We start from the raw sequence: 24,181 nt of genomic DNA, 5'->3' as shown, positions 1-24,181 counted from the left end.
CAGTTTAAAATTCCAATGCTTTGGTTATGGCAGTGGGTGGAACAGTAGGTCTGGGAAAAAGCGGTTAAACTCAATCAAAATGCCTGCTGTAATTGTCAGCCAGAGGGTGGCTGCCACTGGTGCTGTGGAAATAAATTTAATCAAATAGGATGATTGATCGCCTTTTTCAGCCATGTATTTAATCTCCAAAACAATGAATCAGTTAAGCAAAACCTAACGAGGAGAAACGGGGATCTCAGAATCTTTAGCAGCTAATTCGCCAGAAAGGAATTCTTTCAAAGCGGCTGCTGGCCAAGCAAAACCTGTGGCAATTAGGGGTAGTGCCAAAGCCAAATCGATTTGGATTTCTTTTTGTTCGGTGTCAGATTCTTTTCTAATTGCGATTAGGTAAGCACGACCTACCCAACCAATCCAGCCAGCAATGTAAAGAAAGAGAATGCTGGGAATCAAAAAGTCACCAGCGCGGTCTAGACGACCATCAACAATCAGGTGAGGATAGCCTTCAGGGCCACAGAGTGCTTGAGAGTAACGCTCAAATCTCTTTTGACCTGATTGGGGATCGGCAGTTGTATTTCGGGCATTTTTAGCTAGTGCTTGAAATGCGGGGTTGTCTTGGCAGGGTGTAAGATTAGCCCCTAGAGCTTTCGCTGGGGGAGCAAAATTGAACCAAAGACAAATCGCTAAAATCAAAGCAAACAATCGTCGCATGGAGTTGTTTCCTTTTATTACAAAAGAAAAAGTTTTTTGTACAAAACGAAGCGGCTTGTACATTCTTTATTTGGCTAACTAGCAAGTCATCATACTCTTGCCTGGGAACCGAGTAAAGTTTAAGTAAATAAAAGTTAAAGCTTCTCAAACAAATCGTTATTTTGTAGAACCCTCAGATGGCAACCGTTTTAGCAATCGAAACCAGTTGTGATGAAACTGCCGTCGCAATTGTTAACAATCGTCAAGTTCGCAGTAGTATTATTGCCTCCCAAATTCCAGTTCATCAGCAATATGGTGGAGTTGTCCCAGAGGTGGCATCACGCCAGCATTTAGAGACGATCAACCAAGCGATCGCCCAAGCTCTGGAACAGGCACAATTAGACTGGTCAAAAATTGATGGCATCGCTGCCACTTGCGCCCCTGGTTTGGTGGGAGCATTATTGGTGGGGTTAACTGCTGCCAAAACTTTAGCGATCGTACACAATAAACCATTTTTGGGAGTCCATCACCTCGAAGGCCACATTTTTGCGACTTACTTGAGTGAGCCAACTTTAGATCCCCCTTTTCTTAGCTTACTGGTTTCAGGCGGACATACAAGCTTGATTTATGTTAAAGACTGTGGTAGCTACGAAACCCTGGGTGAAACCCGTGATGATGCGGCAGGGGAAGCCTTTGATAAGGTAGCACGCTTGTTAAATCTAGGTTATCCAGGTGGCCCTGTAATTGACAAGTTAGCACAGCAGGGCGATCCCCAAGCTTTTGCCTTACCGGAAGGAAAAGTTTCCTTACCGGGTGGCGGTTTTCATCGCTATGATGGCAGTTTTAGTGGCTTAAAGACAGCCGTACTCAGGTTAGTGCAGCAATTTGACAAAAATGGCGAGCAAGTGCCTGTGGCAGACTTAGCAGCCAGTTTTCAGGCAACTGTAGCCAAGGCACTCACCAAAAGAGCGATCGCTTGCGCCCTGGACTATGGACTCAATACCATTGCTGTAGGTGGTGGAGTAGCAGCAAATAGTGGCTTGAGACAGCACTTGCAAGCCGCCGCCAGTCAACATAACCTGCGTGTTTTATTCCCACCCCTGAAATTTTGTACCGATAACGCCGCCATGATTGCCTGCGCCGCATCTGACCATTTATCTCGCGGTCATGTCTCACCCTTGACTTTGGGTGTAGAGTCGCGGTTATCGCTGGGTCAGGTGATGAAGTTGTATGAAGTGTAATGGTTATTTGTCCTTTGTCCTTGGTCATTTGTTCTTTATCCAAAACTCTTGACCATTGACTACTGATTACTGACAATTGCCCGAATATGGCTGGCAACAGCATCTGGTTGTTCTAACATAGCTAAATGTCCACAATTAGAAATTTCAATCACATTGTCACCACAGTATTGAAAAAGCCGATGAAAGCTGGCTAAATGGCGAACATATTTCGGTTCCATGACCTTATCATCGGCACCAGCCAAAAAATATACAGGCTGTTTTAATTGTGATACCAACTGCGGTAGGCGATTGACTTCTTCTTCGGTTGTGGAATCTAATAACGCTCCCAACGCCGCTTCTGGGTCAGCAACCACAAAATCTATCACCCTTTGACGCGCCCAGTAACGGTCTAGAGGGCGGGCTACACTGTCTCTAGTAAATAGCAAATCAATCAAAGGGATTTGAGATAGCCAGCGCGGACGAACTTGTAAAAATCTCTGACCTGCTGAACGAAATTTTTCAAAAGCTTCCTTGAGATAAATCCCACCACCAGCGTTGATACAGATTACACCTTGAACCACATCAGGTAGTAAAGCAGCTGCCCAAAGTGCGATCGTCCCGCCCAACGAATGCCCAATCAACCAAGCACTGGTAATATTTAGCTCTTGTAATAAAGCGGCTAAATCTTGGGCGTAAGCAGTTGGTGTATACAGAGAATCAAATTGGGAATTAGAACTATCCAGCAATTGGGATGTCAAACCAACAGTACTTTGTAAACGATTTACATCAATTTCAGCGTGAGATTGGGACTCACCAAAACCGCGTAAATCATAAGATAAACACTGTAAATCTACGGACAGACGGGAAATCACAGGTTGCCAGTACCCACGACTATTTAGCCAACCGTGGATAAATACTAAAGCATGGGGGCAAGCAGTGGGAGCCGTTAACTCGTATGCGTGTGGAACGCCTAAGATTTCTATGGTTGCCATATTTATATCGTACCCCCAAGCATGGGTACGACTAAATACAGAACAGAAAATGTAGGGAGGGATGAGGGGTTAGGGGCTAGAGACTGGAGGCTAGTACAGGTCGGTGTAAATAAACAGACTATCTGGAATTGCTAAAATGCTTGTGCTATCGTTATTTTTCTTTTTGCCTTTTGCCTTTTGCCTTTTTGTACTAGCGAATTATTTCCCCAACAAACGCTGTCGGACTCCTTCGGCAATTTTATGTCCGAGATATTCAGGAATTAAGCTTTCGTTTGGCCCCAACAAATAGAGAATCAGCCGCGTGCGTCCTCGCCAAACCAACAAATTCGCGTTAACTACTAGCAAATCTTCTTGCCAGATAGCGTACATCACTTTGTAAAACAATCCTGGTTGGTTATCTGCTTCAATCACCAAAGCCGGCAGATGAAATACAGGATCGACATAAAACTCAGTCTGTACTTGTTCTAAGCCAGCATCTAAATTAAATTCTACTGCCAGCATTTCTTCGACTTCAAAGCGCCCTCCTAAAGCCTCTCGAATTGCCCGACAGACATTTTCTGCGGTTTTCTCTGTCAAAGCTTTGCTACCGCGAGAGACTAAAAGTTTGATGAAAACTAACATTGGTGGTCGAATTTGACCGTACAGACTCAGACCGTGAATGGTCAAGCCATAAGCGGCCAGCACACCAAAAATATCACTGAGGAGAAAGGACTGGTTACGGTAAGCAAAGTGTAAAGCACTTTTGCTACCTTCCGGCTTTAACTCGATAACAGCACGTCTGGTTTTATAAAGACGGTAAGCTAATCGGAGATTTTGCAGTTGAATCTCACTGCTGACAAATTGCTCATAAAACTGGGGGAACGCTCGGTTAAAGCGTTTTAGGAGTTCCAGTGTCGAAGATTTTAAACCAGAAGCCATTGTTGGGGGTAAGACTCGCTTGCTGTTTTCACCTGGGGGCTGTGGACTAGGGACTGGGTGCTAGTAATAAACATTATTCCCAACAACCAGTAGTTAATACCGATATTCACATAACAGAAGACAGGAGGCAGGAGGAGGACACTTTGCTCAAGTCGAGCCAGCGCGTTGCGGAGGTTCCCTCCGTTGTAGCGACTGGCGTGGGCAACCCGCCCACGCAAGTGTCTCCAGAAGGCAGAAGTCAGGAGGAAAAGTCTGATGATTCCTGGCATTCAAGCTTTCCAATTGTCCTAACACATCTGACTACCGCCATATATACAATTGACTCTCAAAACTTTGCCTTTTGGGGAATTTTCCCTGGACTTTACAACAAAATGCTAAAGTTGAAAATGATTGGTACAAAACACGCGATTAAAAGCTGTTGCCATTAAATGATCCCAACAAAATCTGAAAAACTCAGGGTGTAGGGTAAAAGATGGCACTGACTTGATAAAACGTGTATCATCTCTTTAAAAGAGTGGTAGCCAATTCAGTTATACTACCCGAACCACGTTGGCATGGGTTTTTGGAAAACTTGGTTTAGTACTCCTGAATCTGTAACGGCAAATAGAGCAACTTCCTTTGAAGAACATACAGGGGAAATTGGTAACTCTAGTGCTAATAGTGATGCGGCGCGAAACGCGGAACGCATTGTTTTTAGCACAGAGAGAGATATTGACTTGTATGAATTAGAAGAACTGTGTGATGCAGTTGGTTGGTCGCGTCGTCCTTTGCGAAAAGTAAAAAAAGCCATAGAGCATAGTTTTCTCGTCGCCTCGATGTGGCAAGTACGAGGAAACCAACGTCGGCTTATTGGTTTTGCCCGCGCTACCTCAGATCATGCTTTTAATGCCACGATTTGGGATGTAGTAGTTCATCCAGACTTTCAAGGTAAAGGGCTGGGTAAAGCTTTGATGAAATACGTACTCAAAAAACTCAGAAGCGAAGAAATCAGTAATGTGACTCTCTTTGCTGATCCCCATGTAGTTGATTTCTATAGGGGTATGGGTTTTATGACTGACCCTGAAGGCATTAAGGGAATGTTTTGGTATCCTCACTAAAATATTGTGGCTAGAGGCTAGTACAATAAAGCAAAAGTAAAAAGGCAAAAGAAATAGTCATATCACAAGCCTTTTAGCAGTTTCTTATTGTCTGCTTATTTCCGCAAACCTGTACTAAGGGCTAGAGTTTAGAGACTAGTATTTTTACTCAACACTTTCCACATAGCACTTTTTCAGAGTGTCTTAATACATAACCTTTGACTATAAATTCAGGTGAATGGTTGGCAAATAGATGTTAAGCCTGCTATGATGGTAAAGGTTGTGTGTTAAGTTAAATGTCTGGTAATGCGAAAGGCAAAGTCAGTCACGCCCAACTAAAAAATCCGGGATGTAGCGCAGCTTGGTAGCGCGCCTGCTTTGGGAGCAGGATGCCGCAGGTTCAAATCCTGTCATCCCGACTGAAGTTTAATACTTTAAATTTGGGAATATCCTATCTATGTATTTATCCAGAGATAGGATATTTCTTTATATTTTTAAGTTGTCATTAGAATTTACTATCGTTGAAGTAGAAAATTTTTGTGGCAGTCGAATTGTGTACTAAGTTTAACAATTAGATTGTATAGGAATACGGTTTGATTCCTGAATCTAGTTGTGTAGGTAGGGATTAGGGAATGGGGAGTAGGGAGTAGGAAAGAAGCCTGATCTGGGTGTACTGATTTTTTTCCCAAATCAAATATGAGTCTTATAGATACTACAGAAAACGATAATTTAGTTTTTTTGGTTTGGTCAAAAGTCGAGGAATTATATTTTGAATAGTAAAATCAGCCGAGAGTAAGTCTAGGTATTGATTTAAGCAATGATATAAGCAATAAATAAATGGAACGAATTATTTTGCGATCGCGTCACTAGTTTTTGAGAAAGACAATAAAATGGCATTAATCATCTCAACGGTCAGCAAAAGTTTTCATTTTTTGAGAGCAGTCTATAATAGGCATCTATAATTCTTGTGCAGGAATCAGGCAAAGCCAAATAAAAAAATCAGGTTGCAGCACAATTGACTGCGACAAAAATAGCGTAGGAGTTCTCAAGAATTTAGAAATCTCCCATTTTGCGAGTTGATTGTGACCATTTAACAGCCATTATGGCGTTTTTACATCTCCAATGGATTGCTATATAACTAAAACAAGTTAGTGCTGTGCAAATCCAACCAATTAGTCTGACTTTAATTAAAAACCATTGACGCGAGGAGTAGTCATGAAAGCATTAGTTCGCTGGGGCGCAACATTGGGTTTAATCGGGAGTACTCTGTTAGGCACAGTTTTTGTCGGTAATGTCCCAGTGCTGGCATTGTCAGAACAACAAATCAAAGAAAAACTAGACTCAGTACCAGTGTATCTGATTACCAATGATAAAGGATTACCTTTGAGTCGTCCTTTACCAGAAAATCAAGATGGTAAAAAACTGGGTGGTTCAGTCACAGGCGTTTATCTCAGCCGTCAAGAGGCGCAGGCTTTTATTAATCAACTGCGGACGACCAACGCTAACGACCCCAAAATGGCAGAAATTGTCAAGAATCTCCAGGTGACAGCTGTACCGTTGGGAATTATTTATCAGCAGTTGCAAGAAACCAAAAATCAACCTAATCGTTTGGTATTTGCTTTTAAACCAGTAGATCAGGATGTCAAAGGCGCATTAGAATTATTGAACCAAAGCGGTCAGAAAGTCGAACAGTTTCGGAGTGTGCCGATTTTTGCGGTTCGCTTTGCACCAGATCAAGGTTATGTACCCATTAAACTGACAAACGACAAAGAACAAGTCGTACCGTTGTTTGTGAGTAAGCAAGATGCTCAAGGTTTGTTAAACCAAGTCAAACCAAAATATCCCAAGGCGGATATTCAGGTTATAGACATAGATGGCGTAATCAAGACTTTACAAGATAAGAACGAAGATTGGCTCAAGCAAGTGGTATTAGTGCCTTCTCAAGAATCCAGAGAATATATTCGGACTTTACCCAAAAATTCGGGAAACAGTGGGAATAATAATGCCCAGCCTGCAAAGCCAAAACGTTAAAGCATGGCAGATCAACAGCCACAGGTAGTTTCTGGGTTACAACTTTGGCAGTGGCGTAAGCAAGCAATTCAAGCTGCGATCGCTGCTGCTGTACCCCCATTAGAAGTTGATTGGCTGCTGCAAGAAATCGCTGGTTTAGACCGTTTGTCCCTGCGTTTAGAATCTTTCAAAGACTGGGCGGAAGTAACCATCGCTATGTCTTTGAGAGATTTAGAACAGCTTTGGCAGAAACGATTGCGCGATCGCTTACCAGTGCAGTACATCGCGGGTGTGACACCTTGGCGAAATTTTAAACTGGCGGTGTCGAGTGCGGTGTTAATTCCTCGACCAGAGACAGAGTGCATCATTGATTTAGCCGTAGCGGCGATCGCCCAAAATCAGGTTGTCAAGTCATTGGATCAAGGGCATTGGGTAGACTTGGGGACTGGGAGTGGTGCGATCGCTATTGGGTTGGCGGATGGGTTGCCAAACGCTACGATTCATGCAGTTGATTACAGCAACGCCGCCTTAGAAATTGCCCAAACCAACGCCAAAAATTTGGGATTTGCCGACCGGATTCATTTTTATCAGGGTTCTTGGTGGGAACCATTAACCACTCTCAAAGGCCAAATCAGTGGAATGGTTTCTAATCCGCCCTATATCCCGACGGAAACGGTGGCTACCCTAGAACCAGAAGTCAAGCAGCATGAACCACATTTGGCATTAGATGGTGGTGCGGATGGTTTAGATGATATTCGTCATTTAATTGAAGTCTCCCCCAGTTATTTACGCCCTGGTGGCGTGTGGCTGATTGAAATGATGGCGGGACAAGCGGGTGCAGTGCGAGAACTTCTGCAAAATCAAGGTAGCTATAGCGATATTCAAATCCACTCTGATTTAGAAGGAGTTGAACGTTTTGCTTTAGCGTATATAGGGAACAGGGGATAGGTGACAGGTAACAGATAGGGGTGAAAGGTTTTGGATATATACATCCCTACACCTTGACAGGAGTTATGAGTGAAAATACAAAAATTACGTATTTTCATTCATAACTTCTGACATTGGTAGATATGGCTCAAGTTGCTCTAGAAGATTTGATTGCAGGCGCACAGGCTGGCTGTTTAGTGAGTTTTCCGACTGATACTGTACCAGCACTGGCGACTTTGCCAGAGAAAGCTGCCTTAATTTTTGCCGCCAAGCAGCGCAGTCAGGATAAACCTTTGATTTTGATGGGTGCTAAGGCTGAGGATTTATGGCCTTATGTCAAGGGTGGCGAACATGAATATGAAATTTGGCAACAAGTAGTAAATAAATATTGGCCGGGAGGGTTAACGTTAGTATTGCCAGCGAGCGATCGCTTGCCCAAAGAAATGAACCCGACTGACCCAACTACAGTTGGTATTCGAGTCCCAAATAGTGCGATCGCCCGTTCTATTTTGGCAAAAACAGGCCCTTTAGCAACAACCAGTGCCAACTTTTCTGGACAGCCACCTTTACAAACGATGGCAGAAATTACGAGGCAATTTCCTGATGCGTTAACCTTAGAGACGAAAGGACTTATTGAGGAAATTTCTGGGGTTGGTGTACCTTCCACTGTTGCTAAGTGGACAGGAGAAAACTGGCAAATTTTGCGTCAAGGAAGCATCACGCTGGATTGATCAGAAAATCCATTAAAGTTAATAATTGCCATATTTATGAATTGGAGCAACTGGGCATATCTCGGAGTCGGACTCATCTTAGGAATCGGTTTTCGTTGGTTATTTGCCAAGTCAGCAAACACTAGTCCTAACATATCGCCCGTAATATCAGAATCACAAGAAACTGTGTCACAACTGCGGCAAGAAATCAAACAAACGCAGTTGGCTTATCAAATGGCGCAGGAGATGAGTCAATTTAAAGCGGGTTTTTTAGCACGTACTACCCATGAATTGCGATCGCCACTCAATAGTGTGATTAGCTTGCATCAATTAATTTTGTCAGACTTATGTGAAAATCCCGCAGAAGAACGAGAATTTATCGCCCAAGCTCACGAAAAGGCTCTGAAATTGCTGCATTTGATGGATGAAATTCTCAGCGTTTCTCGAACCGAATACGGTACAAATAAATTAGATATTCAGCCCCGATGTTTAGACACAGTTTTTCAAGAAGTTAAAGACTTAACTTATATGCTGGCGGCGAATCGGAATTTTTTGTTGCAGATGTCACCCATAGATCCAGAAGTTCATGTGTTGGCAGATCATCGCTGGTTACGCCAAATTTTAGTTAATTTAGTAGACACTGCAATTACTCAAATGCAAGAGGGTAGTATTTGGGTTTCCGCCACAGTTTCAGATCATACTAATATGGCTCATATCTATTTAGATATTCCCGCCCATGCTTTACCTGAAAGTGAGCCGATAGATTTAATGAAACATAATAATGAGCCTTCTCAAACTAAAGATGAGAAGGTCAATCTTTCTCCAGGAATGAAATTATTACTCAATCAAACACTATTAGAAGTTATGGGAGCAAAACTAGAAATGCTTCCCCATTTAACAAGTCCAGAATCAACTGATTCACTAACTAGGGTACAAATTACCATTCCTGTAGCTTGAAAAAGTGCTGAGTGCTGAGTGCTGAGTACTGAGTGCTGAGTAAAAAGCCTCTAGTACAGATCGGTGGAAATAAAGATACCATTTCAAGTTAGTGAAAAGCTTGTGTTATGAGCTTTTTGACTTTTGACTTTTGCCTTTTGCCTTGTTGTACTAGTCTCTAACCCCTATTCCTGAAACTGTAATTCTGCTGCGGAAAGGGAATTTAGCTGTTTGGATTGGTTATGTAGCACCATAGTTGTGCTGCTGTTGGGTATAAAACCCATTTTTGTATAGAATCCTTGTTGGTGAGTGGTCATTAAATATACTCGCTCTACCAATTTCATTCGGGGATGGTTCAAAACTGTTGTGATTAATTTGCTACCTAGCCCAGTGCCTTGGTAGTCTGGGTGAATGACTACATCCCAGATTGTGGCGCGATAGATACCATCAGAAGTTGCTCTAGCAAAGCCAACGAGTTTTGTATCATCCCATAAAGAAATTACTGGCTCGCTGTTGGTAACAGCGATGTTTAAATCCTCAATACTACGTCCTTTTGCCCAAAAAGCTGCAAGATTAAATAATTCTTGGAGTTGGTAAAGGTCGATGTCAGAATGGCGATCGCTAAATTTAATCTGAGGATGGTTCATGTGTAGCAACTCAATTGCACCAATAAGTATGTTTGCTTTTATTTAGTCATATTGTGCAGAAAATTTCTCCATAGGCATAGTGAAATGCAACCATATACAAATTTATTTAACCATTCTCAGACTTACTCACAAATGAACTTCCACAGAGGATGACTAGGCCCTTGCTGGCGGATGCGACAAACTTGTTTTTCTAGGCGTTCTTTTTCTGGCTGTGGTAGTCCCATTAAAATATTACGGCTTTGCCAAACTAAAACAGAAATGGTCATGGCAATACAAAAACTTAAACCCAAGGTAGACAGGGGATGATAGATGAGTCCATATCGCACTGCTACCCAGGTAAAGTATTGTTGCCACAGGGCAATTTCTGAGCGTAAATTCCACAGACTCACAGGTGCAATCAACAGCCATAAAAATGTCACAAATAACCATCTGCCATACACTGTCAGCTGATGTAGTTTCTGAACTTGTTTAGCAAAAGATGGGTCATTAATTGATGGTTGTTCTGATTGATCCATAGCAGGAAAAGGTCACGCGGACGTTGATGCAAATAGTGTTAGCAATTTTTGATTTTAAATGCGAGATTTTGGGTAGTTTTTGAATTTGAGTCTTGGTTTGAGAAATGTGGAAGCAGTATAAACAACATTTCAGCAAGTTAATCGAAAATCCCTAATAATTGACTAACTATCTGCTGATGCGTCAAATGCTTCGCTGTTGGTGACTGGATTAGGTTTCTCGGTACGTTCCCGCCACAAAGCTAGGAGAGTACTAGCAATAAAAATACTGGAGTAAGCCCCGGCGATGAAACCAATAATTAAGGCTAAGGCAAAGTTTTTTAGGGTCTCTCCCCCAAACAGAAAGATGGCAAATAAGGTCAATAAAGTTGTTAAGGTGGTGTTGATAGACCTAGTTAGGGTTTGATTGACGGCATCATCAACAATTTCGGCAATTGGGCGGTTAGGATTGGTTTTGAGGGTTTCACGAATGCGATCGTAAATTACCACTGTGTCGTTGACTGAAAACCCAGTAATTGTCAGCAAAGCAACGATGAAAAGGCTATCTACTTCTGTTCCGAAAACCAGACCAAAAATTGAGAATATACCTACTGTGATCAACACATCATGAAACAAAGCAATAATCGCAAAGACGGCATAATCTAACTGGAATCGGAAAGCTAGGTAGACGATAATTCCAGCAAAGGACACCACTAAAGCAATCATCCCAGAGGTAAATAACTCTCTTCCCAAGGTAGGCCCAACTGTGTCAATTTGGTTTTTCTGCTCGTCAAAAGCACCAACTTTGGCGCTGAGAGCATTTTGCAACTGGGTACGCTGATCGCGATTTAAATTTTTTGTCCGAATTAGTATACCGTTTTCTTTTTTGGTTTCTTGATCGGCAACAATTTGGATACTGCTATCACCTAGCCCTTGTTCTTTGGCGACTTCCCGAACAACGTTGATATCAAGTGGCTGTTCACAGTTTTTCGGTTGGCTGCAATCTCGTTCAAACTGTAGTCTTGTACCGCCGACAAAATCTAAACTTGGACGTAGAGGCGCACGAATATTTGGATTTTGCCAAGAAATCACCATTGAGATGATACCAGCGAGGATCACTGCACAAGAGATAGTCCACCAAAGCGATCGCGATTTGTTAATACTCAGTTTCATTGCGCTACCTCAGTCTTATTAGATGCTCCTGATGCTGACAGGTTCGGACAGTAAAATTCTGGTTTTCGCAGTGCAGGAATCGAAATTGCTAAAAACATAAAGGTACGACTACAGGTAATCGCAGTAAACATACTCACTGCTACGCCCAAAGCCAAGGTGAGCGCAAAGCCTTTCACCAAACCAGCACCTAGCCAGAATAACGCTGCACAAGCAATTACTGTTGTGACGTTGCCGTCTAAGATACTCGAAAAAGCGCGGTAAAAGCCAGATTCCACAGAGCGATACAATGACTTACCTGCTTGCAGTTCTTCTCTGGTGCGCTCAAAAATTAGCACGTTAGCATCCACCGCCATACCAATACTCAGAATAAAACCTGCAATACCTGGCAATGTCAGAGTTACACCTAACAAGGCAAAGCAAGCCCAAGTCAGAATAGCGTAGATAATCAGAGAAATATTCGCAATTAATCCTGGTAGTCTATAGTACAAAATCATAAATATTAATACTAAAAGCAGACCACCACTGCCAGCATAGATACTGCTGACAATACTGTCCTTACCCAAGGTTGCCCCAACGGTGCGGATTTCAGCAATTTCCACGGGTACAGGTAACGCACCACCACGCAGTTGCACGCCTAAATCATTGGCTTGTTGGGCTGTAAAGCGGCCTGTAATGACGGCTGCACCACCAGTAATCCCATTAGCCGCAAATTCTGGCCCGACTACAGGGGCGCTGATCAGTTCGTTATCAAGGAAAATCCCAATACTACGGCCTGTACCTGCTAAATTTTTGGTAATTTCAGCAAATAATTCACCGCCCTTCTGCTCAAAGCGAATGGCAACATTCCAATTGTTACCTTGTTGAGTCGGTTCACCGTAGGCATCTTGCAGGTATTTACCATTAAGGGGAGGATCGGTGCTTTCAAATAATTCCAGGATAGCTTGATTATTTTTTTGTAATTCTTCTTGATTTTTGTTAATTGCGGCTTTATCTGTGCTGTTGCGTAATTCTTGCTGCTTGGCTTTCAGTTCGGCGCGTGAAGATTGAAAGGCAAAAAGTTGGGTTTCAGTTCCAGGTTTTTGTTTACGAAATTCTAATTGTGCTGTACCGCCTAGAACTCTTTCTGCTTGTTCGGGATCATTTACCCCTGGTAACTGGACAAGAATTTTATCTGCACCTACGGTTTGAATGACTGGTTCGGAAACACCAAGGCCGTTAATTCTTCCTTCTACGACTTTCTGAACGCCTGCTAATTCGCGTTCGGTGATTTCCTTCATCCCTGGTGCGGGTTTGACTTGAATTGTAAGCTGGGAACCGCCGCGTAAATCCAGCCCCAGAGGTATCGGAATTGTGGCAATTACTGCGATCGCAGCGATTACCAAAACTAATATCAAAGCTAATAGTGACTGCTGTCTTTGCATACCATAACTCGCAACTGACAAACGCTATAATAGCGTTCTTTGATGGAGTTTATGAATGATGGGGAGTGGGGAGTGGTGAGTGGGGAGTAGGTATCAATCAAGTCAAAGGTCAAAAGTCAAAAGGTAAAAGACTATATTTCTTTTGACTTTTGCCTTTTGATTTTTGCCTTTCTACTCCCTAAACCCGCATGGCGACCATTTTCTGTACAGCTTCAACGATTTGTTCTGGCTGAACAATGGTAAGACGCTCTAGAGCGCCGTTGTATGGTGTGGGAATATCTTGGGAAGATAGACGCAATACTGGTGCATCTAATTCGTCAAAAAGGCGATCGTTAATGGAAGCAGTTAGTTCTGCACCGATACCGCCAGTCCGCATACATTCTTCTACGACAATGACGCGGTGGGTTTTGCGGATAGATGCACCGATGGTATCAAAATCCAAGGGTTTGAGTGATATTAAATCAATTACTTCGGGGTCGTAACCTTGTTTTTCTAAAGCTTTGACGGCTTGCACGACATGATGGCGCATCCGGGAGTAAGTCAGAATTGTGACATCTTTGCCTTGACGCACTACCTCGGCTTTATCTAAGGGCAGGAGGTATTCTTCTTCTGGTAAATTTTCTTTTAAGTTATACAAAAGTACATGCTCAAAGAACAGTACGGGGTTATCGTCGCGGATGGCGGATTTGAGTAAGCCTTTGGCGTTGTAGGGTGTGGAACAAGCCACAATTTTTAACCCTGGTACGGCTTGAAAGTAAGCTTCTAGGCGTTGGGAGTGTTCTGCGCCTAATTGTCTACCGACACCACCGGGGCCGCGAATTACCATTGGAATTTTAAAGTTACCGCCGGAAGTATAGCGCAGCATCCCGGCGTTATTGGAGATTTGGTTGAAGGCGAGGAGCAGAAAGCCCATGTTCATACCTTCAATAATCGGTCGCAACCCAGTCATGGCCGCCCCGACTGCTATACCAGTAAAGCTATTTTCGGCGATGGGAGTGTCTAAAACCCTCAAGTCACCATACTTTTTGTACAAGTCTTTGGTGACTTTATAGGAACCGCCATAATGTCCTACGTCTTCACCCAGAACAAATACACTGGAATCACGCGCCATTTCTTCATCAATGGCTTCCCGCAGAGCGTTGAAAAATAATGTTTCTGCCATTTAAACCTTTAGTTACGACGGTTGTTTTAGAATCTTATCGCGCTGCCGTAGCAAATACGGTGAGCGATCGCACTAGTTGGAGATGAGTTTTTGAAATATTAGTAAATCTACTGAATTCAATACTCAATAATGTTTATTTAGTATATACATAACTTGTCACAATTACGGTTGTATCTTGCTGTTATTCAGCATCATCCAGAACATGAGTAGATTTAGATTTCCGAATTTTTTGACTACGATTCGAGCAATAATTATTGTACTTTGTGGTTTGATGACTTTCTCGATATTAGGCTATGCAGCTTATCGAATTTATCAAGAATTATTTCGAGAACGTCATGTTGGTGACATAGTTAATCTAGAAACTGATTCTGATATTCAAGTGCAATTTAACTTGGGTTCATTTGAAGTGATTAAAGGTACACCGTACCTAATGGCAACGATCAGTTCCCAACAAAATTATCGTCAGTCTTACTATGAAAAAGAAGCTGCCAGCATTCGGAATTTTTTATTTTTTAATACCAGTGATCAATCAGCTTGGAAGTTAATTCCCAATAATAACTCGTTGTTTGTACGCTATCAAACATTAGGCTTATCAACACCTCCTGAAAATGTTATCAAAAACGTGCAAGGAATTTGGTATGAAGCGGTAACGGCTGACAGCGATGGTGACAAACGTCTGACAGCAAGCGATCGCAAAACTATAGCTGTTTCTGATTTTGCTGGCAAAAATTATACTGAAGTTATCCGCCAAGTAGACCAAGTATTAGGAACCCATCAACCGAATGAATCCACTTTCCTAGTTTTTTACACCTCAGATGCAAAAAATTTCGTGACTGAAATAAATATTTTAACGCGAAAAGTGGTGGTAACAAAACCATTACCACCGTTAGAGTAAAAAGTATTGAGTCACCGAAGTTTGCTCAACGGGGGTAACCCCCGCACGCAACTTCTCGCTGAGTAATTTTCCAAAACTAGTACAGTTCAGCCTGACTATACAAGTTTCTTCATTTCACACTTCATACTTCACACTTTTTGTTTTAACCACAAACAGTTGCATCTGGGACTGGCGCTACTGAATTTTCAGGAAAACGCTTTGGTCTACCGGGTTTACGTTTATGGCGTTGATTGATGGATTTTTCACTGGCGGAGGCTAATTCTTCTGGTGTACAGCCAAATAGACGTATAGCCTCTAGATATTTTTTGGGTGTCATTGTAGGTTCAGTGCGGCCAGCTTCCCAGTTACGTACACTGGTTTCACTAATTGCAAGCCTGAAGGCCACCTCTGCACGGCTAAGTCCAGCACGTTCTCTCAGGACTTGCATATCCATAGTTTCATGCTCCCTTTAAGAATAATTTTGAATTTATTTATTAAATCGATTGGCGTTTAAGCCAATTGCAAAGAATTTATTAACTATCTTATTTTATAAGCGATCGCCAATCCTCTAGCAAACGAGGTATAACATTCATAATATAAAGAGTTTAAATATACAATGAACGTCAGCCAGGAATTGAAATAGTAGAATTTGCGGTGCGGCGTTTAAAAATAATCATCTCGTTACCGACAATGGGGTTACGGGCGACTAATCTATCTTGAGAGTCGAAAATTTCTAAATGACTAAAATTGAGTTCTTGAGAACGCTGTAATATTTCTGATGCCAGTTTGTTTTGTTGAGATTCTTTAAGAGAGTACCAATCATCATTAATTTTAATAATGAGATTGCTAGTGCGAAAATTGGCTTGAATCGACTTTATCAGACCAGAGGCAAAGCGATCGCTAATTTCTGCTACTTGATTTTCAATTGCTGCAATCAAAATTTGTTCTGGTGTTAATTCTACTGCTGGTGTCGGTTCTGGTTCTGGTGTTGGTGTAACCTCCGATTCTGGTTCTGGTGTAGGAGTAACTTCCGGTTCCGGTTCTGGTGTTGGTGTAGCTTCTGCTTGTGGTTCTGGTGTTGGTGTAGGAGTAACTTCCGGTTCCGGTTCCGGTGTTGGCGTAACTTCTACTGGCGGCTGAGGTTCTGATCTTGTAGACTCTGGCGGAACAGTTGGCGTAGGCGTAGGTGCAGGAACTTCTTCAACAGGCGGAATGGTAGCAATTTCCGTAGGTTTACTCGAAAATAAGCTAGAAGTTGTCCCAATCACCAAAACTAAAGTAATTCCAGCAATAATTCCTGTCAAAGTTGTGTTCGACAACTTCCTAGAGAAACTTGCTGGTAATAAAGAGCGAATTTTAGCTAATAACCCATTCCAGACTAACTGAAACTGCTGCCAAGTTGGATTTGTTGTAGATGACTCAGCCTCTAATTTCACCACGGCTGTTTCTAAAACCCCAATTGTCCCCCGCAACACTCCGATAATAGCCGCCTTCCACATTGGTGGCTTTCTGGAGTAAGGTTCTTGGGGAGAAGGTTGTGAGTTTTGGTTGCCTCGTGACATAGAACTTTCACCAAAATCAGCGAATCAAAGACAAACAATATATAGCAGGATATAGCAGGTGATAAGTTACAGGTTAATATGTCTGAATTTTTAAGCGATACTTCCGCGTTTCCTGGCTTCTTTGTAAGAAGTACCGACATTTTTTAAGCCAGCTTTAATCATTTGCTTTTCTAAAAGGGCGAAGAAACGCGCCTTATCTCCACCTCTGACTACAGCTTGATTATGCGCTTCTGCGATCGCCACTGGGTAGCCATATCCTTTTTGAACTTGCGCCAGCATCAATCCCAAGGCTTCATCAAACATAGCTGTATTTTCCACAACCCAAGCAGGGACTTCAATACGAGCAATTTCCGTACCTACGTGAACATAACAAAAATAAATGTTTTGACCTTCATAAAACTCTAAAATTCGCGCATTACTCCGCCATAAAGGGCCGCGTTGTCCTGGCTGGAGTTGAGTTGACCACAAAGACGTATCTCGTAAAGGTTCAAATACTTTGCAAGGAACTTTTTCTAACTGGTTGGGACAATAACTTACACAGTCAGGAACCGGATGGGGACAAGCCATCAACCGTAAAAAGTTAATTCCCTCCACATTCCGAGAGGCGCTGAGATAACCCATCAACGGGATTCCTGCATCACGTAGCTGCTGCCAAGCTTGCAAAATCGGCGGTAAAATGCGATCGCGTGCTTCTAGCGGTAACTGTTCTAAAAACCAATAAACTAACGAACCATCCACCATTGCTAAGGCTGGTATTCGGTCTTGGGAGGGTGAAGAGGGAGACAAGGGAGAGGGGGGAGACAAGGGAGAGGGGGGAGACAAGGGAGAAGAAACATAGTTTCCGCCTTGTCCCCCTTGTCCACCTTGTCCACCTTGTCCCCCTCTCCCCTCCATCACTGCACAAGCTAATTCAGCTAAGACCGTTGCTTCACTCGCAGTCCGACAAAAACCCATCCATTCTTCTGTTCTAATTCCCCACTGACGCGACGCATATAAATCTTCAGGGCGGTAAAATACTTCTGGCAAACTATCAAGTAGTGGATGACGATTTTGACCGTAGTGTAAAACGACTCTGCCAATATTTAAGAGATAACAATAGGCTATTTCGTGGTGGCTGGGGGCAATTTGTGAACCGTCGGTAGCGATAACGGTATGTACTTTCGGTGGAATAGGAATATCAATGCGAGTTTCTAATGGCTCAATTGGGGTAGCATTAGCAAATAAAATGCGATCGCGCCATTTTTCTTGACGTTCAATTAAATCTTGCTGACATTCGTAAGCATTTATTAAATGTTGTTGCGCTAATTCTAAACGCTGGCGACCAGCAACAGCTTCTTGAGAGAGATGCTGGCTTAAACCTTGCATTTGTCGCGCTAATTTTGTCAGGTCAAGCATATATTTTTAATTGAACCAGAAAATATTTGATGAAATAGAGACGTAAAATTTACCGAAAAACTGGGTCTAAAGCCTGGCACTTCGAGGGCGACTTTTATTGTATTCCAATTAATCTTATACCGAGCATTGTAGTATAAGAGAGGAGGTGAAGCGATGCTAGTTTTTGAATTCAAAGCTTATGGGAAATCAACGCAATTAGCGGCAATAGATAATGCAATTCGTACTGCCAAATTCATCCGCAATAGCTGTATTCGGCTATGGATGGATGTTCAAGGCACGAGTAAAAATGACTTGCAGAAATATTGCGCTGTACTTGCTGCTAATTTCTCTTTTGCAAATGAACTCAATTCAATGGCTCGTCAAGCTAGTGCTGAACGGGCGTGGTCATCGATCTCCAGGTTTTATGAAAACTGTAAAAAGGGCATCTCTGGCAAGAAAGGTTTTCCCCAATTCCAGAAAGATTGTCGCTCGGTTGAGTACAAATCTACCGGATGGAAGCTTGCAGATAATCGCAAATCCATAACCTTTACTGACAAAAAAGGTATTGGTCGTCTAAAACTCAAAGGGACTCGTGATTTGCATTTCTACCAACCCAACCAAATCAAACGGGTGAGATTGGTAAAACGAGCAGATGGTGTATATGTTCAATTTTGTGTTGATGCAAACCGTTGTGAAAACATAGAAGCAACTGGTAAAACAGTGGGCTTAGATGTTGGATTAAAAGAGTACTACACCGATTCTGACGGGTTGGTAGTTGAGAACCCTAAATTTTTGCGTAAAGGCGAGAAAGTTCTCAAACGTTCACAACGCCGTGTTTCTAGAAAGGTAAAAGGCTCAAAAAATCGGGGTAAAGCTAGGCAGATTTTAGGTAAACGCCACCTCAAAATAAGTAGGCAACGTAAAGACCATGCGGTGAAATTAGCACGGTGCGTAGTTCAGTCCAACGACTTGATAGCCTACGAAGATTTGAGGATTAAAAATATGGTGAAAAATCATTGTCTAGCTAAGTCTATTAATGACGCATCTTGGTATCAGTTTCGTGTCTGGGTTGAGTATTTTGGTAAAGTATTTAAACGTGTCACGGTTGCGGTTAATCCGCAATACACAAGCCAAGAATGCTCTAGCTGTGGTGAAATTGTGAAGAAAACACTATCCACTAGGACACACGTTTGTAAATGTGGTTTTGTGATGGATAGGGATGAAAACGCAGCCAGGATCATCCTTAGTCGAGGATTGGGTACGGTAGGGCATACCGGAACCTTTGCGCTAGACGCAAGCAACGCTTGGGGAGATGCAACCTCTACTCTTGTTGGTGAAAGCCTGTATGAGCAAGTTATGTCTTAGATCCAAGAATCCCCGTGCGTTCACGCCGGGGAGTGTCAAGTCTCTACAAATTTATGACAACCAATCAGAGAAGTTTTTGGTAAACTGTGACAGAGATATTAACTGAATTTGCTCGTCATCTTGCGCTGCTTTTCTTTCTGGTTGGGTATTGTAGCCCCAGTCAGCCAGAAAAAGTTTCACATCCTCCAAATCAGCTTGCTGTTGAACTAACTGCAAAGTCTTAATTCGGTCTTCCACAAACCATAAACTCACCGGCTGTTGATTAGCTGCCTGAATTAATTCTCGCAGAATTTCATATTTCGGACGCTTCACTTCTTTGCCAAAAATTGCTGCCGGAGGTAAATTCACTCCTTCCTGTTGCAACAATTGCTGCACAAAGCGTCCCTCTTTCGTAGTCACAATGAATAACTGTACATGACTATCCAGAGTCAATTTGATTTTTTCAATCACACCCGGATAAAATCTGTGCAGACTTAGCCAGCCGTCTAAATCTGTAGCAATCCATTCATCCCGCAGGTAATCTAGTTTTGCACTGATTTCTCTAGCCTGCAAGTTATCTTTCAATAAAATTTGTGGCGTAATTGTTGTCCATTCCTGAAGAATCTCCTCATCGGACATTCCCGCCAGCAAAGCTTTAATTAAAACAGGCATTTCCCAACCTGTTTCAATCACTGGTCTGAGACGGTAAAATCTCAAAGCCAAGTCATCGGGAGGTGTATCATTATCTGGCAACCAAAGTTTACAGTAGGTTAACCATGCGACCTCAAAATATTCAATTAGTCCGTCGCAAATTACTCCGTCAAAGTCTAAGGCCAAAATTGTAGGACTACTTGCGGTCATTGTTTTGAGGATGAAAACTGCTTTTGTCAGCTTACCTGAAAAATTAAAAATTGGTAGTAATTTTTGCTAGTTTTTTGCAATTTATATTTTTTTCAAAATAGCTTCATATACCTTTAATTATTTATTTTTAACTGGCTGAAAGGAAAATTTCTCTAGAGTTTTGTTATTGATTAATCAATCTAATAATTTATCTCAACCAATCTGGTTATTGCATAAGTTTTTTTTATGTCTATAGGACTGATATTTGATTTCTGAAAAAATCAGTACACTCAGATCAGTCTTCTTTCCTACTGCCGACTCCCCATTCCCTATTCCCTACCTATCGCGCTTGCGCTGCGCTTCTCTGCGAGACGCTTTGCGAACGCGCACCACACAAATAAATTCAGAAATCAAACCGGATTCCTATATATCCTGTACCAATTCATTGAAGCGTCTCAGACTGCTTCAATTTGCAGTTAATTATTCATTTTATTAATTTTTACAATTATCTGAATATCTTTAAACAAAGAAATTAAAAAAAGCTTATTTAATTTTTTATTTGCGTTTCTGCGCTCTTATGTGATGTAAATTAATACCCGGATTCAGCACAGTACAAAACCAACAAGCGCGAGATATAACTATTAAATTGGAAACAAAATCATGATTACCCAATCTGAGAAAACAACCTCACCAAAGCTGCTGATGGGAAATCTGGCTCCTATTTTGGAAGTCAAAACCTTAAATGGAACTATCTGGAAACTAGCTGACCAAACCCCGAAAAACTACACAATGGTTGTATTTTATCGAGGGTTACATTGTCCCATTTGTCAACAGTATATTAGTGATTTAGAGCAGAAACTCGATGATTTCCAAAAACTAGGTGTAGAAGCGATCGCTATCAGTGGTGATTCTCTAGAAAAAGCACAACAATTTCAACAACAAGCTAACATCCAAAATATCACCATTGGCTATGACTTCACCCCCGATGAAATGCGCCGTTGGGGACTGTATCTGACCAAAGGTCATTTTGAAAGTGAACCAGCCTTATTCAGCGAACCGGCTGTATTTTTAATCAAGCCCGATAATCGTCTATACTTTGCCAATATTGGTACTCATCCTTTCTCGCGTGTCGATTTTGGTTTCCTACTTCAAGGACTAGAGTACATCATTCCCAGAAACTACCCTTTCCGTGGAACTGAGTGGGCATAATTTTTAGAATCGATTACCGTTAATTTTGTTGGTGATCTGGAGTGAGGGTAGACAGTTGGTCTATCCCTTACTCTACTCAATCACTCGGTGTTTCTTCGTATTGATGATGATAACTTCATTGATGAGTATTCACCGCAAGACTGATCAGCTAAAATGAAGCTACAAGAATTTCGCACATCATTAACTAACAGCTAGGATGCCTGGCATCAATAAGTTTCATAACTTAAAATTTTAAATCGTTAAATGCCTAGCCTCAAACTCTCAGTGACTGGAGTCGAAATTGTTAAACAAGCGCGTAAAGAAAAAGCTTGGACAATTGACGACCCACGTTGGTTAGAAGCAGTAAGTCAAATTCTCGAACCTGAATTTAGTTGGGAAAATGCAGAAGTATTTGTAGCAGGGGTATCTTTACCAACATGGAAGCGATTTCTTAGGGGCGATGGAATTGATGCCTCAGTGTTCAAGGCATTCTGTCAAGTTTTGGGTTTAAATTGGCAAGAATTAATTGATCGCCCTTTCAAATCACCTTTATCTAGCACCACTCAAATACCCGACATTCCCTTGTTTTTTGGGCGAGATTACGAATTGGCGACACTAATCAAGTCCGTTGAGGGCGGAACACGTCTGTTGGTGATTACTGGAATTGGTGGTATTGGTAAAACCGCTATAGCCACAAAACTAGCAGCAGCTTTGCAGCCACAGTTTAAGCAAACTCTCTGGTTTTCGGTTCATCTCACATCACTATCAACCCATACACCTAAAGCGTTAGAATCCCAAACATTGATGGTTTTTGATGGTTGGGATGAGATTCTCCGTGCTGGACAGTATCCTTTAGGAGCCGAATTTCTCCGCACGGTAGTGCAAACTACTCATAATAGTTGTGTAATTTTGACTAGTCGAGAGCAACCCGAAGGATTAAATATTTTAAGTGCTGCTGGTGCAGTTATTTTCCCTCTCGGCGGACTCATGGAAGGTGCAATTGAGCTTTTGCAACATCATAGACTTACCTTTAATGCTCAACAGTGGGTTGCACTAGTAAATCAATATGGTGGTAATCCTTTATTTTTGAATATGGCAGCTAATTTCATTCACGAATTATTTGCTGGGGATGTAGGAGAATTTTTAGCCTGTGGAACCATAGTCGCTGGAGAATTTGAGCCACTTGTGAGCGAATGGTTAAAGTATATTTCTCCTGTTGAAAAAATCCTGATTAAGTTTTTGACTACAAACATCCAAGGATTCACCCGTGAAGAAATACTATTAAACCTAGCCAGTGATGCGACCAATGGAGATATTTTAAAGGCACTCTTATCATTAAAACGCAGAGGATTGGTAGAAACTATCAAAGATGGGAATAAGGAGCGATTTTTTTTACAACTCGTGATTCTCAAATGCGTGCGACGTTTGTTTAATGAGTGAACCTGACTCAACCGCCACCACCACCGCCGCCACCACCGCCACCACCGCCACCGCCACCATGAGAGATGCTGTGGCTACTGGCACTGACACCACCGCCACCTCTAGAACGATTATTAGAGCTACTGAACAAGAAGATAACAAGGAAAAATAACCAGAAAAGCCACCAAAATCCACTATAATTAGGCAGAAACTGTGAATTTTGCCATTGAGGAGTCGTTACATTAGTACCTGTGCGATCAAATGTCACCTGAACTTCCAACTCATTTTTTGGTTCAATTGCTTCTTGAGCAACAAACTCAATGATTTTTGTATTCACTTGACGGATATCTGCGGATACTCCATAGCTCTGAAAATCTTTGATACTAGCAGCGAATTGTTCAGGAAGCTCTACGGTTACTTTTGCTTGTTTGATAGAGGCTTGACGATCAGCAAAGATAGCTTTCCAGTATACTTTTGCATTATTGTCATTTACGTGTAATCCGCCAATAACACGGTATTTCAAAACAAAAGTATGACTTTCAGGCGGGTTGAGTTGATGTTCCCAACGAATCCAAAGTTGATTGTTTTTAACTCCTGTTGCGGTAGGTAATAATTTACCGTTTTCTGATACGGAAACTTCGGTAATTTTGTCTAATTTATCAATAGGAATATAGCGGTAACGTTGATTTTTATAGTCTCCCGTAAATGTATATTTTTGCGTTTCAGTAATTAACATATCGCCGTTAGTTTGGACGGCAATATTAACATTCATAAATTCCCAATAGAATGGCGGTGATTGTGCTGCGGCATGATTAATCGAAAGTACTAGAATCAGAAATAGACCAAGACAAAATAGACACAATCTTTGGATGCGTTTAGTCCACATATTCAGAAATCCCAAGAATAAATTATTCCAAATTGCTTGCTAGTATGGTCAATCTATAGGAATCCGATTTGATTTGGAGAAAAAATCTAAGTACGACCGTACGCCCCTACCATTGGGGAATATGGAAGTACGATCGCCTATCACCCTCGTTCAAAAATCAAATATGATTCCTATATTTGTCCAAAAATCAAGTAGGAATCATATAGTGATTAAAAATCCTTAAGTATTAACGAAAATATCTGCATTGGTTAAAGACAATCCAGCACTGAGTGTAGCAAATTGGATTCTGGCGATCGCGCCTGTACCATCGGCATCAAAGAACAA

24 protein-coding genes and 1 tRNA gene are annotated in these 24,181 nt (G+C 41.9%); 11 read left to right on the top strand and 14 right to left on the bottom strand.

Annotation, left to right across the window (positions count from 1 at the left end; genetic code table 11):
- Positions 1 to 24: 24 nt before the first annotated feature.
- Positions 25 to 174 carry a photosystem I reaction center subunit IX gene (psaJ, locus tag H6G28_RS19385; protein ID WP_190595023.1) on the bottom strand — a complete coding sequence of 50 codons (150 nt, stop codon included), beginning with the start codon at positions 172 to 174 and terminating at the stop codon, positions 25 to 27.
- 39 nt (positions 175 to 213) lie between these two features.
- Positions 214 to 708 carry a Photosystem I reaction center subunit III gene (locus H6G28_RS19380; RefSeq protein WP_190595022.1) on the bottom strand — a complete coding sequence of 165 codons (495 nt, stop codon included), beginning with the start codon at positions 706 to 708 and terminating at the stop codon, positions 214 to 216.
- 176 nt (positions 709 to 884) lie between these two features.
- Between H6G28_RS19380 and tsaD the strand changes: the two genes are divergently transcribed.
- Positions 885 to 1,928, top strand: a complete 1,044-nt coding sequence (gene tsaD, locus H6G28_RS19375) for a tRNA (adenosine(37)-N6)-threonylcarbamoyltransferase complex transferase subunit TsaD (RefSeq protein WP_190673274.1) — start codon at positions 885 to 887, stop codon at positions 1,926 to 1,928.
- A 59-nt stretch (positions 1,929 to 1,987) separates the two neighbouring features.
- Here the strand turns inward: tsaD and H6G28_RS19370 are convergent, their stop codons facing one another.
- Together H6G28_RS19370 and H6G28_RS19365 are read right to left on the bottom strand one after the other, a co-directional pair.
- Positions 1,988 to 2,899: an alpha/beta fold hydrolase gene (locus tag H6G28_RS19370; RefSeq protein ID WP_190595020.1), complete on the bottom strand. Its 912-nt coding sequence runs from the start codon at positions 2,897 to 2,899 to the stop codon at positions 1,988 to 1,990.
- A 198-nt stretch (positions 2,900 to 3,097) separates the two neighbouring features.
- On the bottom strand, positions 3,098 to 3,817 hold the full coding sequence (locus H6G28_RS19365; RefSeq protein ID WP_062296711.1) for a hypothetical protein: 720 nt from the start codon (positions 3,815 to 3,817) through the stop codon (positions 3,098 to 3,100).
- 554 nt (positions 3,818 to 4,371) lie between these two features.
- Between H6G28_RS19365 and H6G28_RS19360 the strand changes: the two genes are divergently transcribed.
- The 6 genes from H6G28_RS19360 (at position 4,372) to H6G28_RS19335 (ending at position 9,497) form a co-directional block, all read left to right on the top strand.
- On the top strand, positions 4,372 to 4,914 hold the full coding sequence (locus tag H6G28_RS19360) for a GNAT family N-acetyltransferase (protein WP_190595019.1): 543 nt from the start codon (positions 4,372 to 4,374) through the stop codon (positions 4,912 to 4,914).
- Between the two features lie 324 nt (positions 4,915 to 5,238).
- Positions 5,239 to 5,312 (top strand) — tRNA-Pro (locus tag H6G28_RS19355).
- Positions 5,313 to 6,108: 796 nt separating this feature from the next.
- Entirely contained in the window at positions 6,109 to 6,924 is an 816-nt protein-coding gene (locus H6G28_RS19350; protein WP_190595018.1) for a Tic22 family protein, read from the top strand.
- A 3-nt stretch (positions 6,925 to 6,927) separates the two neighbouring features.
- Positions 6,928 to 7,851 carry a peptide chain release factor N(5)-glutamine methyltransferase gene (gene prmC, locus H6G28_RS19345; RefSeq protein ID WP_190673271.1) on the top strand — a complete coding sequence of 308 codons (924 nt, stop codon included), beginning with the start codon at positions 6,928 to 6,930 and terminating at the stop codon, positions 7,849 to 7,851.
- 122 nt (positions 7,852 to 7,973) lie between these two features.
- Positions 7,974 to 8,561, top strand: coding sequence for an L-threonylcarbamoyladenylate synthase (locus tag H6G28_RS19340; protein WP_190673268.1), 588 nt, complete (start codon positions 7,974 to 7,976; stop codon positions 8,559 to 8,561).
- A 36-nt stretch (positions 8,562 to 8,597) separates the two neighbouring features.
- Positions 8,598 to 9,497: an ATP-binding protein gene (locus tag H6G28_RS19335; protein WP_190595015.1), complete on the top strand. Its 900-nt coding sequence runs from the start codon at positions 8,598 to 8,600 to the stop codon at positions 9,495 to 9,497.
- A 164-nt stretch (positions 9,498 to 9,661) separates the two neighbouring features.
- Here H6G28_RS19335 and H6G28_RS19330 read toward each other — a convergent pair whose 3' ends face one another.
- From H6G28_RS19330 to H6G28_RS19310, 5 genes are all read right to left on the bottom strand, one after another.
- Positions 9,662 to 10,123 carry a GNAT family N-acetyltransferase gene (locus tag H6G28_RS19330; protein ID WP_190673264.1) on the bottom strand — a complete coding sequence of 154 codons (462 nt, stop codon included), beginning with the start codon at positions 10,121 to 10,123 and terminating at the stop codon, positions 9,662 to 9,664.
- A 122-nt stretch (positions 10,124 to 10,245) separates the two neighbouring features.
- Positions 10,246 to 10,638: a hypothetical protein gene (locus H6G28_RS19325; protein ID WP_190673261.1), complete on the bottom strand. Its 393-nt coding sequence runs from the start codon at positions 10,636 to 10,638 to the stop codon at positions 10,246 to 10,248.
- 162 nt (positions 10,639 to 10,800) lie between these two features.
- Positions 10,801 to 11,787, bottom strand: coding sequence for a protein translocase subunit SecF (secF, locus tag H6G28_RS19320; protein WP_190673257.1), 987 nt, complete (start codon positions 11,785 to 11,787; stop codon positions 10,801 to 10,803).
- The gene (secD, locus tag H6G28_RS19315) at positions 11,784 to 13,208 is read right to left on the bottom strand and encodes a protein translocase subunit SecD (protein WP_190595011.1); all 1,425 of its coding nucleotides are present in this window, start codon (positions 13,206 to 13,208) and stop codon (positions 11,784 to 11,786) included. Before secD ends, secF begins: the two co-directional genes overlap by 4 nt.
- A gap of 178 nt (positions 13,209 to 13,386) precedes the next feature.
- On the bottom strand, positions 13,387 to 14,370 hold the full coding sequence (locus tag H6G28_RS19310; protein ID WP_190595010.1) for an alpha-ketoacid dehydrogenase subunit beta: 984 nt from the start codon (positions 14,368 to 14,370) through the stop codon (positions 13,387 to 13,389).
- Positions 14,371 to 14,599: 229 nt separating this feature from the next.
- Between H6G28_RS19310 and H6G28_RS19305 the strand changes: the two genes are divergently transcribed.
- Complete coding sequence (locus H6G28_RS19305; RefSeq protein ID WP_206758262.1) at positions 14,600 to 15,265, top strand: hypothetical protein; 666 nt, start codon at positions 14,600 to 14,602, stop codon at positions 15,263 to 15,265.
- Between the two features lie 142 nt (positions 15,266 to 15,407).
- Here H6G28_RS19305 and H6G28_RS19300 read toward each other — a convergent pair whose 3' ends face one another.
- The 3 genes from H6G28_RS19300 to H6G28_RS19290 form a co-directional block, all read right to left on the bottom strand.
- Complete coding sequence (locus tag H6G28_RS19300) at positions 15,408 to 15,698, bottom strand: helix-turn-helix domain-containing protein (RefSeq protein ID WP_190595008.1); 291 nt, start codon at positions 15,696 to 15,698, stop codon at positions 15,408 to 15,410.
- 169 nt (positions 15,699 to 15,867) lie between these two features.
- A complete protein-coding gene (locus H6G28_RS19295) occupies positions 15,868 to 16,806 on the bottom strand; it encodes a hypothetical protein (protein WP_190673252.1) in 939 nt (312 codons plus the stop codon).
- Between the two features lie 90 nt (positions 16,807 to 16,896).
- On the bottom strand, positions 16,897 to 18,201 hold the full coding sequence (locus tag H6G28_RS19290; protein WP_190673249.1) for a DNA double-strand break repair nuclease NurA: 1,305 nt from the start codon (positions 18,199 to 18,201) through the stop codon (positions 16,897 to 16,899).
- Positions 18,202 to 18,354: 153 nt separating this feature from the next.
- Here H6G28_RS19290 and H6G28_RS19285 point away from each other — a divergent pair, with 153 nt between their 5' ends.
- Complete coding sequence (locus tag H6G28_RS19285; protein WP_190673246.1) at positions 18,355 to 19,545, top strand: RNA-guided endonuclease InsQ/TnpB family protein; 1,191 nt, start codon at positions 18,355 to 18,357, stop codon at positions 19,543 to 19,545.
- A 51-nt stretch (positions 19,546 to 19,596) separates the two neighbouring features.
- On the opposite strand, the gene H6G28_RS19280 is transcribed toward H6G28_RS19285, so the two are convergent.
- Positions 19,597 to 20,385 (bottom strand): HAD family hydrolase, encoded by a 789-nt coding sequence (locus H6G28_RS19280; RefSeq protein WP_190595274.1) that lies wholly within the window; start codon positions 20,383 to 20,385, stop codon positions 19,597 to 19,599.
- 639 nt (positions 20,386 to 21,024) lie between these two features.
- Here H6G28_RS19280 and H6G28_RS19275 point away from each other — a divergent pair.
- Together H6G28_RS19275 and H6G28_RS19270 are read left to right on the top strand one after the other, a co-directional pair.
- Positions 21,025 to 21,573, top strand: coding sequence for a peroxiredoxin-like family protein (locus H6G28_RS19275; protein ID WP_190673244.1), 549 nt, complete (start codon positions 21,025 to 21,027; stop codon positions 21,571 to 21,573).
- A 243-nt stretch (positions 21,574 to 21,816) separates the two neighbouring features.
- Positions 21,817 to 22,992, top strand: coding sequence for an ATP-binding protein (locus tag H6G28_RS19270; protein WP_190595272.1), 1,176 nt, complete (start codon positions 21,817 to 21,819; stop codon positions 22,990 to 22,992).
- A gap of 7 nt (positions 22,993 to 22,999) precedes the next feature.
- Here H6G28_RS19270 and H6G28_RS19265 read toward each other — a convergent pair whose 3' ends face one another.
- Positions 23,000 to 23,857, bottom strand: a complete 858-nt coding sequence (locus H6G28_RS19265) for a DUF2207 domain-containing protein (protein ID WP_190673241.1) — start codon at positions 23,855 to 23,857, stop codon at positions 23,000 to 23,002.
- Positions 23,858 to 24,181 lie beyond the last annotated feature (324 nt).

The organism is Nostoc sp. FACHB-190, from assembly GCF_014696905.1.
In the GTDB taxonomy this organism is placed as follows: domain Bacteria; phylum Cyanobacteriota; class Cyanobacteriia; order Cyanobacteriales; family Nostocaceae; genus Nostoc_B.
Note: the sequence above shows the minus strand (reverse complement) of the source record. Positions and strands in the feature narration are given on the sequence as shown.

Excerpts from the sequence above, each read along its gene's own strand:
- H6G28_RS19335 (WP_190595015.1), top strand. The coding sequence starts at position 8,598 with ATGAATTGGAGCAACTGGGCATATCTCGGAGTCGGACTCATCTTAGGA.
- H6G28_RS19290 (WP_190673249.1), bottom strand. The coding sequence starts at position 18,201 with ATGCTTGACCTGACAAAATTAGCGCGACAAATGCAAGGTTTAAGCCAG.
- H6G28_RS19325 (WP_190673261.1), bottom strand. The coding sequence starts at position 10,638 with ATGGATCAATCAGAACAACCATCAATTAATGACCCATCTTTTGCTAAA.
- H6G28_RS19285 (WP_190673246.1), top strand. The coding sequence starts at position 18,355 with ATGCTAGTTTTTGAATTCAAAGCTTATGGGAAATCAACGCAATTAGCG.
- psaJ (WP_190595023.1), bottom strand. The coding sequence starts at position 174 with ATGGCTGAAAAAGGCGATCAATCATCCTATTTGATTAAATTTATTTCC.
- prmC (WP_190673271.1), top strand. The coding sequence starts at position 6,928 with ATGGCAGATCAACAGCCACAGGTAGTTTCTGGGTTACAACTTTGGCAG.
- H6G28_RS19365 (WP_062296711.1), bottom strand. The coding sequence starts at position 3,817 with ATGGCTTCTGGTTTAAAATCTTCGACACTGGAACTCCTAAAACGCTTT.
- H6G28_RS19360 (WP_190595019.1), top strand. The coding sequence starts at position 4,372 with ATGGGTTTTTGGAAAACTTGGTTTAGTACTCCTGAATCTGTAACGGCA.
- H6G28_RS19270 (WP_190595272.1), top strand. The coding sequence starts at position 21,817 with ATGCCTAGCCTCAAACTCTCAGTGACTGGAGTCGAAATTGTTAAACAA.
- H6G28_RS19265 (WP_190673241.1), bottom strand. The coding sequence starts at position 23,857 with ATGTGGACTAAACGCATCCAAAGATTGTGTCTATTTTGTCTTGGTCTA.
- H6G28_RS19295 (WP_190673252.1), bottom strand. The coding sequence starts at position 16,806 with ATGTCACGAGGCAACCAAAACTCACAACCTTCTCCCCAAGAACCTTAC.
- H6G28_RS19330 (WP_190673264.1), bottom strand. The coding sequence starts at position 10,123 with ATGAACCATCCTCAGATTAAATTTAGCGATCGCCATTCTGACATCGAC.
- H6G28_RS19340 (WP_190673268.1), top strand. The coding sequence starts at position 7,974 with ATGGCTCAAGTTGCTCTAGAAGATTTGATTGCAGGCGCACAGGCTGGC.
- secD (WP_190595011.1), bottom strand. The coding sequence starts at position 13,208 with ATGCAAAGACAGCAGTCACTATTAGCTTTGATATTAGTTTTGGTAATC.
- H6G28_RS19350 (WP_190595018.1), top strand. The coding sequence starts at position 6,109 with ATGAAAGCATTAGTTCGCTGGGGCGCAACATTGGGTTTAATCGGGAGT.
- H6G28_RS19300 (WP_190595008.1), bottom strand. The coding sequence starts at position 15,698 with ATGGATATGCAAGTCCTGAGAGAACGTGCTGGACTTAGCCGTGCAGAG.
- H6G28_RS19280 (WP_190595274.1), bottom strand. The coding sequence starts at position 20,385 with ATGACCGCAAGTAGTCCTACAATTTTGGCCTTAGACTTTGACGGAGTA.
- H6G28_RS19380 (WP_190595022.1), bottom strand. The coding sequence starts at position 708 with ATGCGACGATTGTTTGCTTTGATTTTAGCGATTTGTCTTTGGTTCAAT.
- tsaD (WP_190673274.1), top strand. The coding sequence starts at position 885 with ATGGCAACCGTTTTAGCAATCGAAACCAGTTGTGATGAAACTGCCGTC.
- H6G28_RS19310 (WP_190595010.1), bottom strand. The coding sequence starts at position 14,370 with ATGGCAGAAACATTATTTTTCAACGCTCTGCGGGAAGCCATTGATGAA.
- secF (WP_190673257.1), bottom strand. The coding sequence starts at position 11,787 with ATGAAACTGAGTATTAACAAATCGCGATCGCTTTGGTGGACTATCTCT.
- H6G28_RS19370 (WP_190595020.1), bottom strand. The coding sequence starts at position 2,899 with ATGGCAACCATAGAAATCTTAGGCGTTCCACACGCATACGAGTTAACG.
- H6G28_RS19275 (WP_190673244.1), top strand. The coding sequence starts at position 21,025 with ATGATTACCCAATCTGAGAAAACAACCTCACCAAAGCTGCTGATGGGA.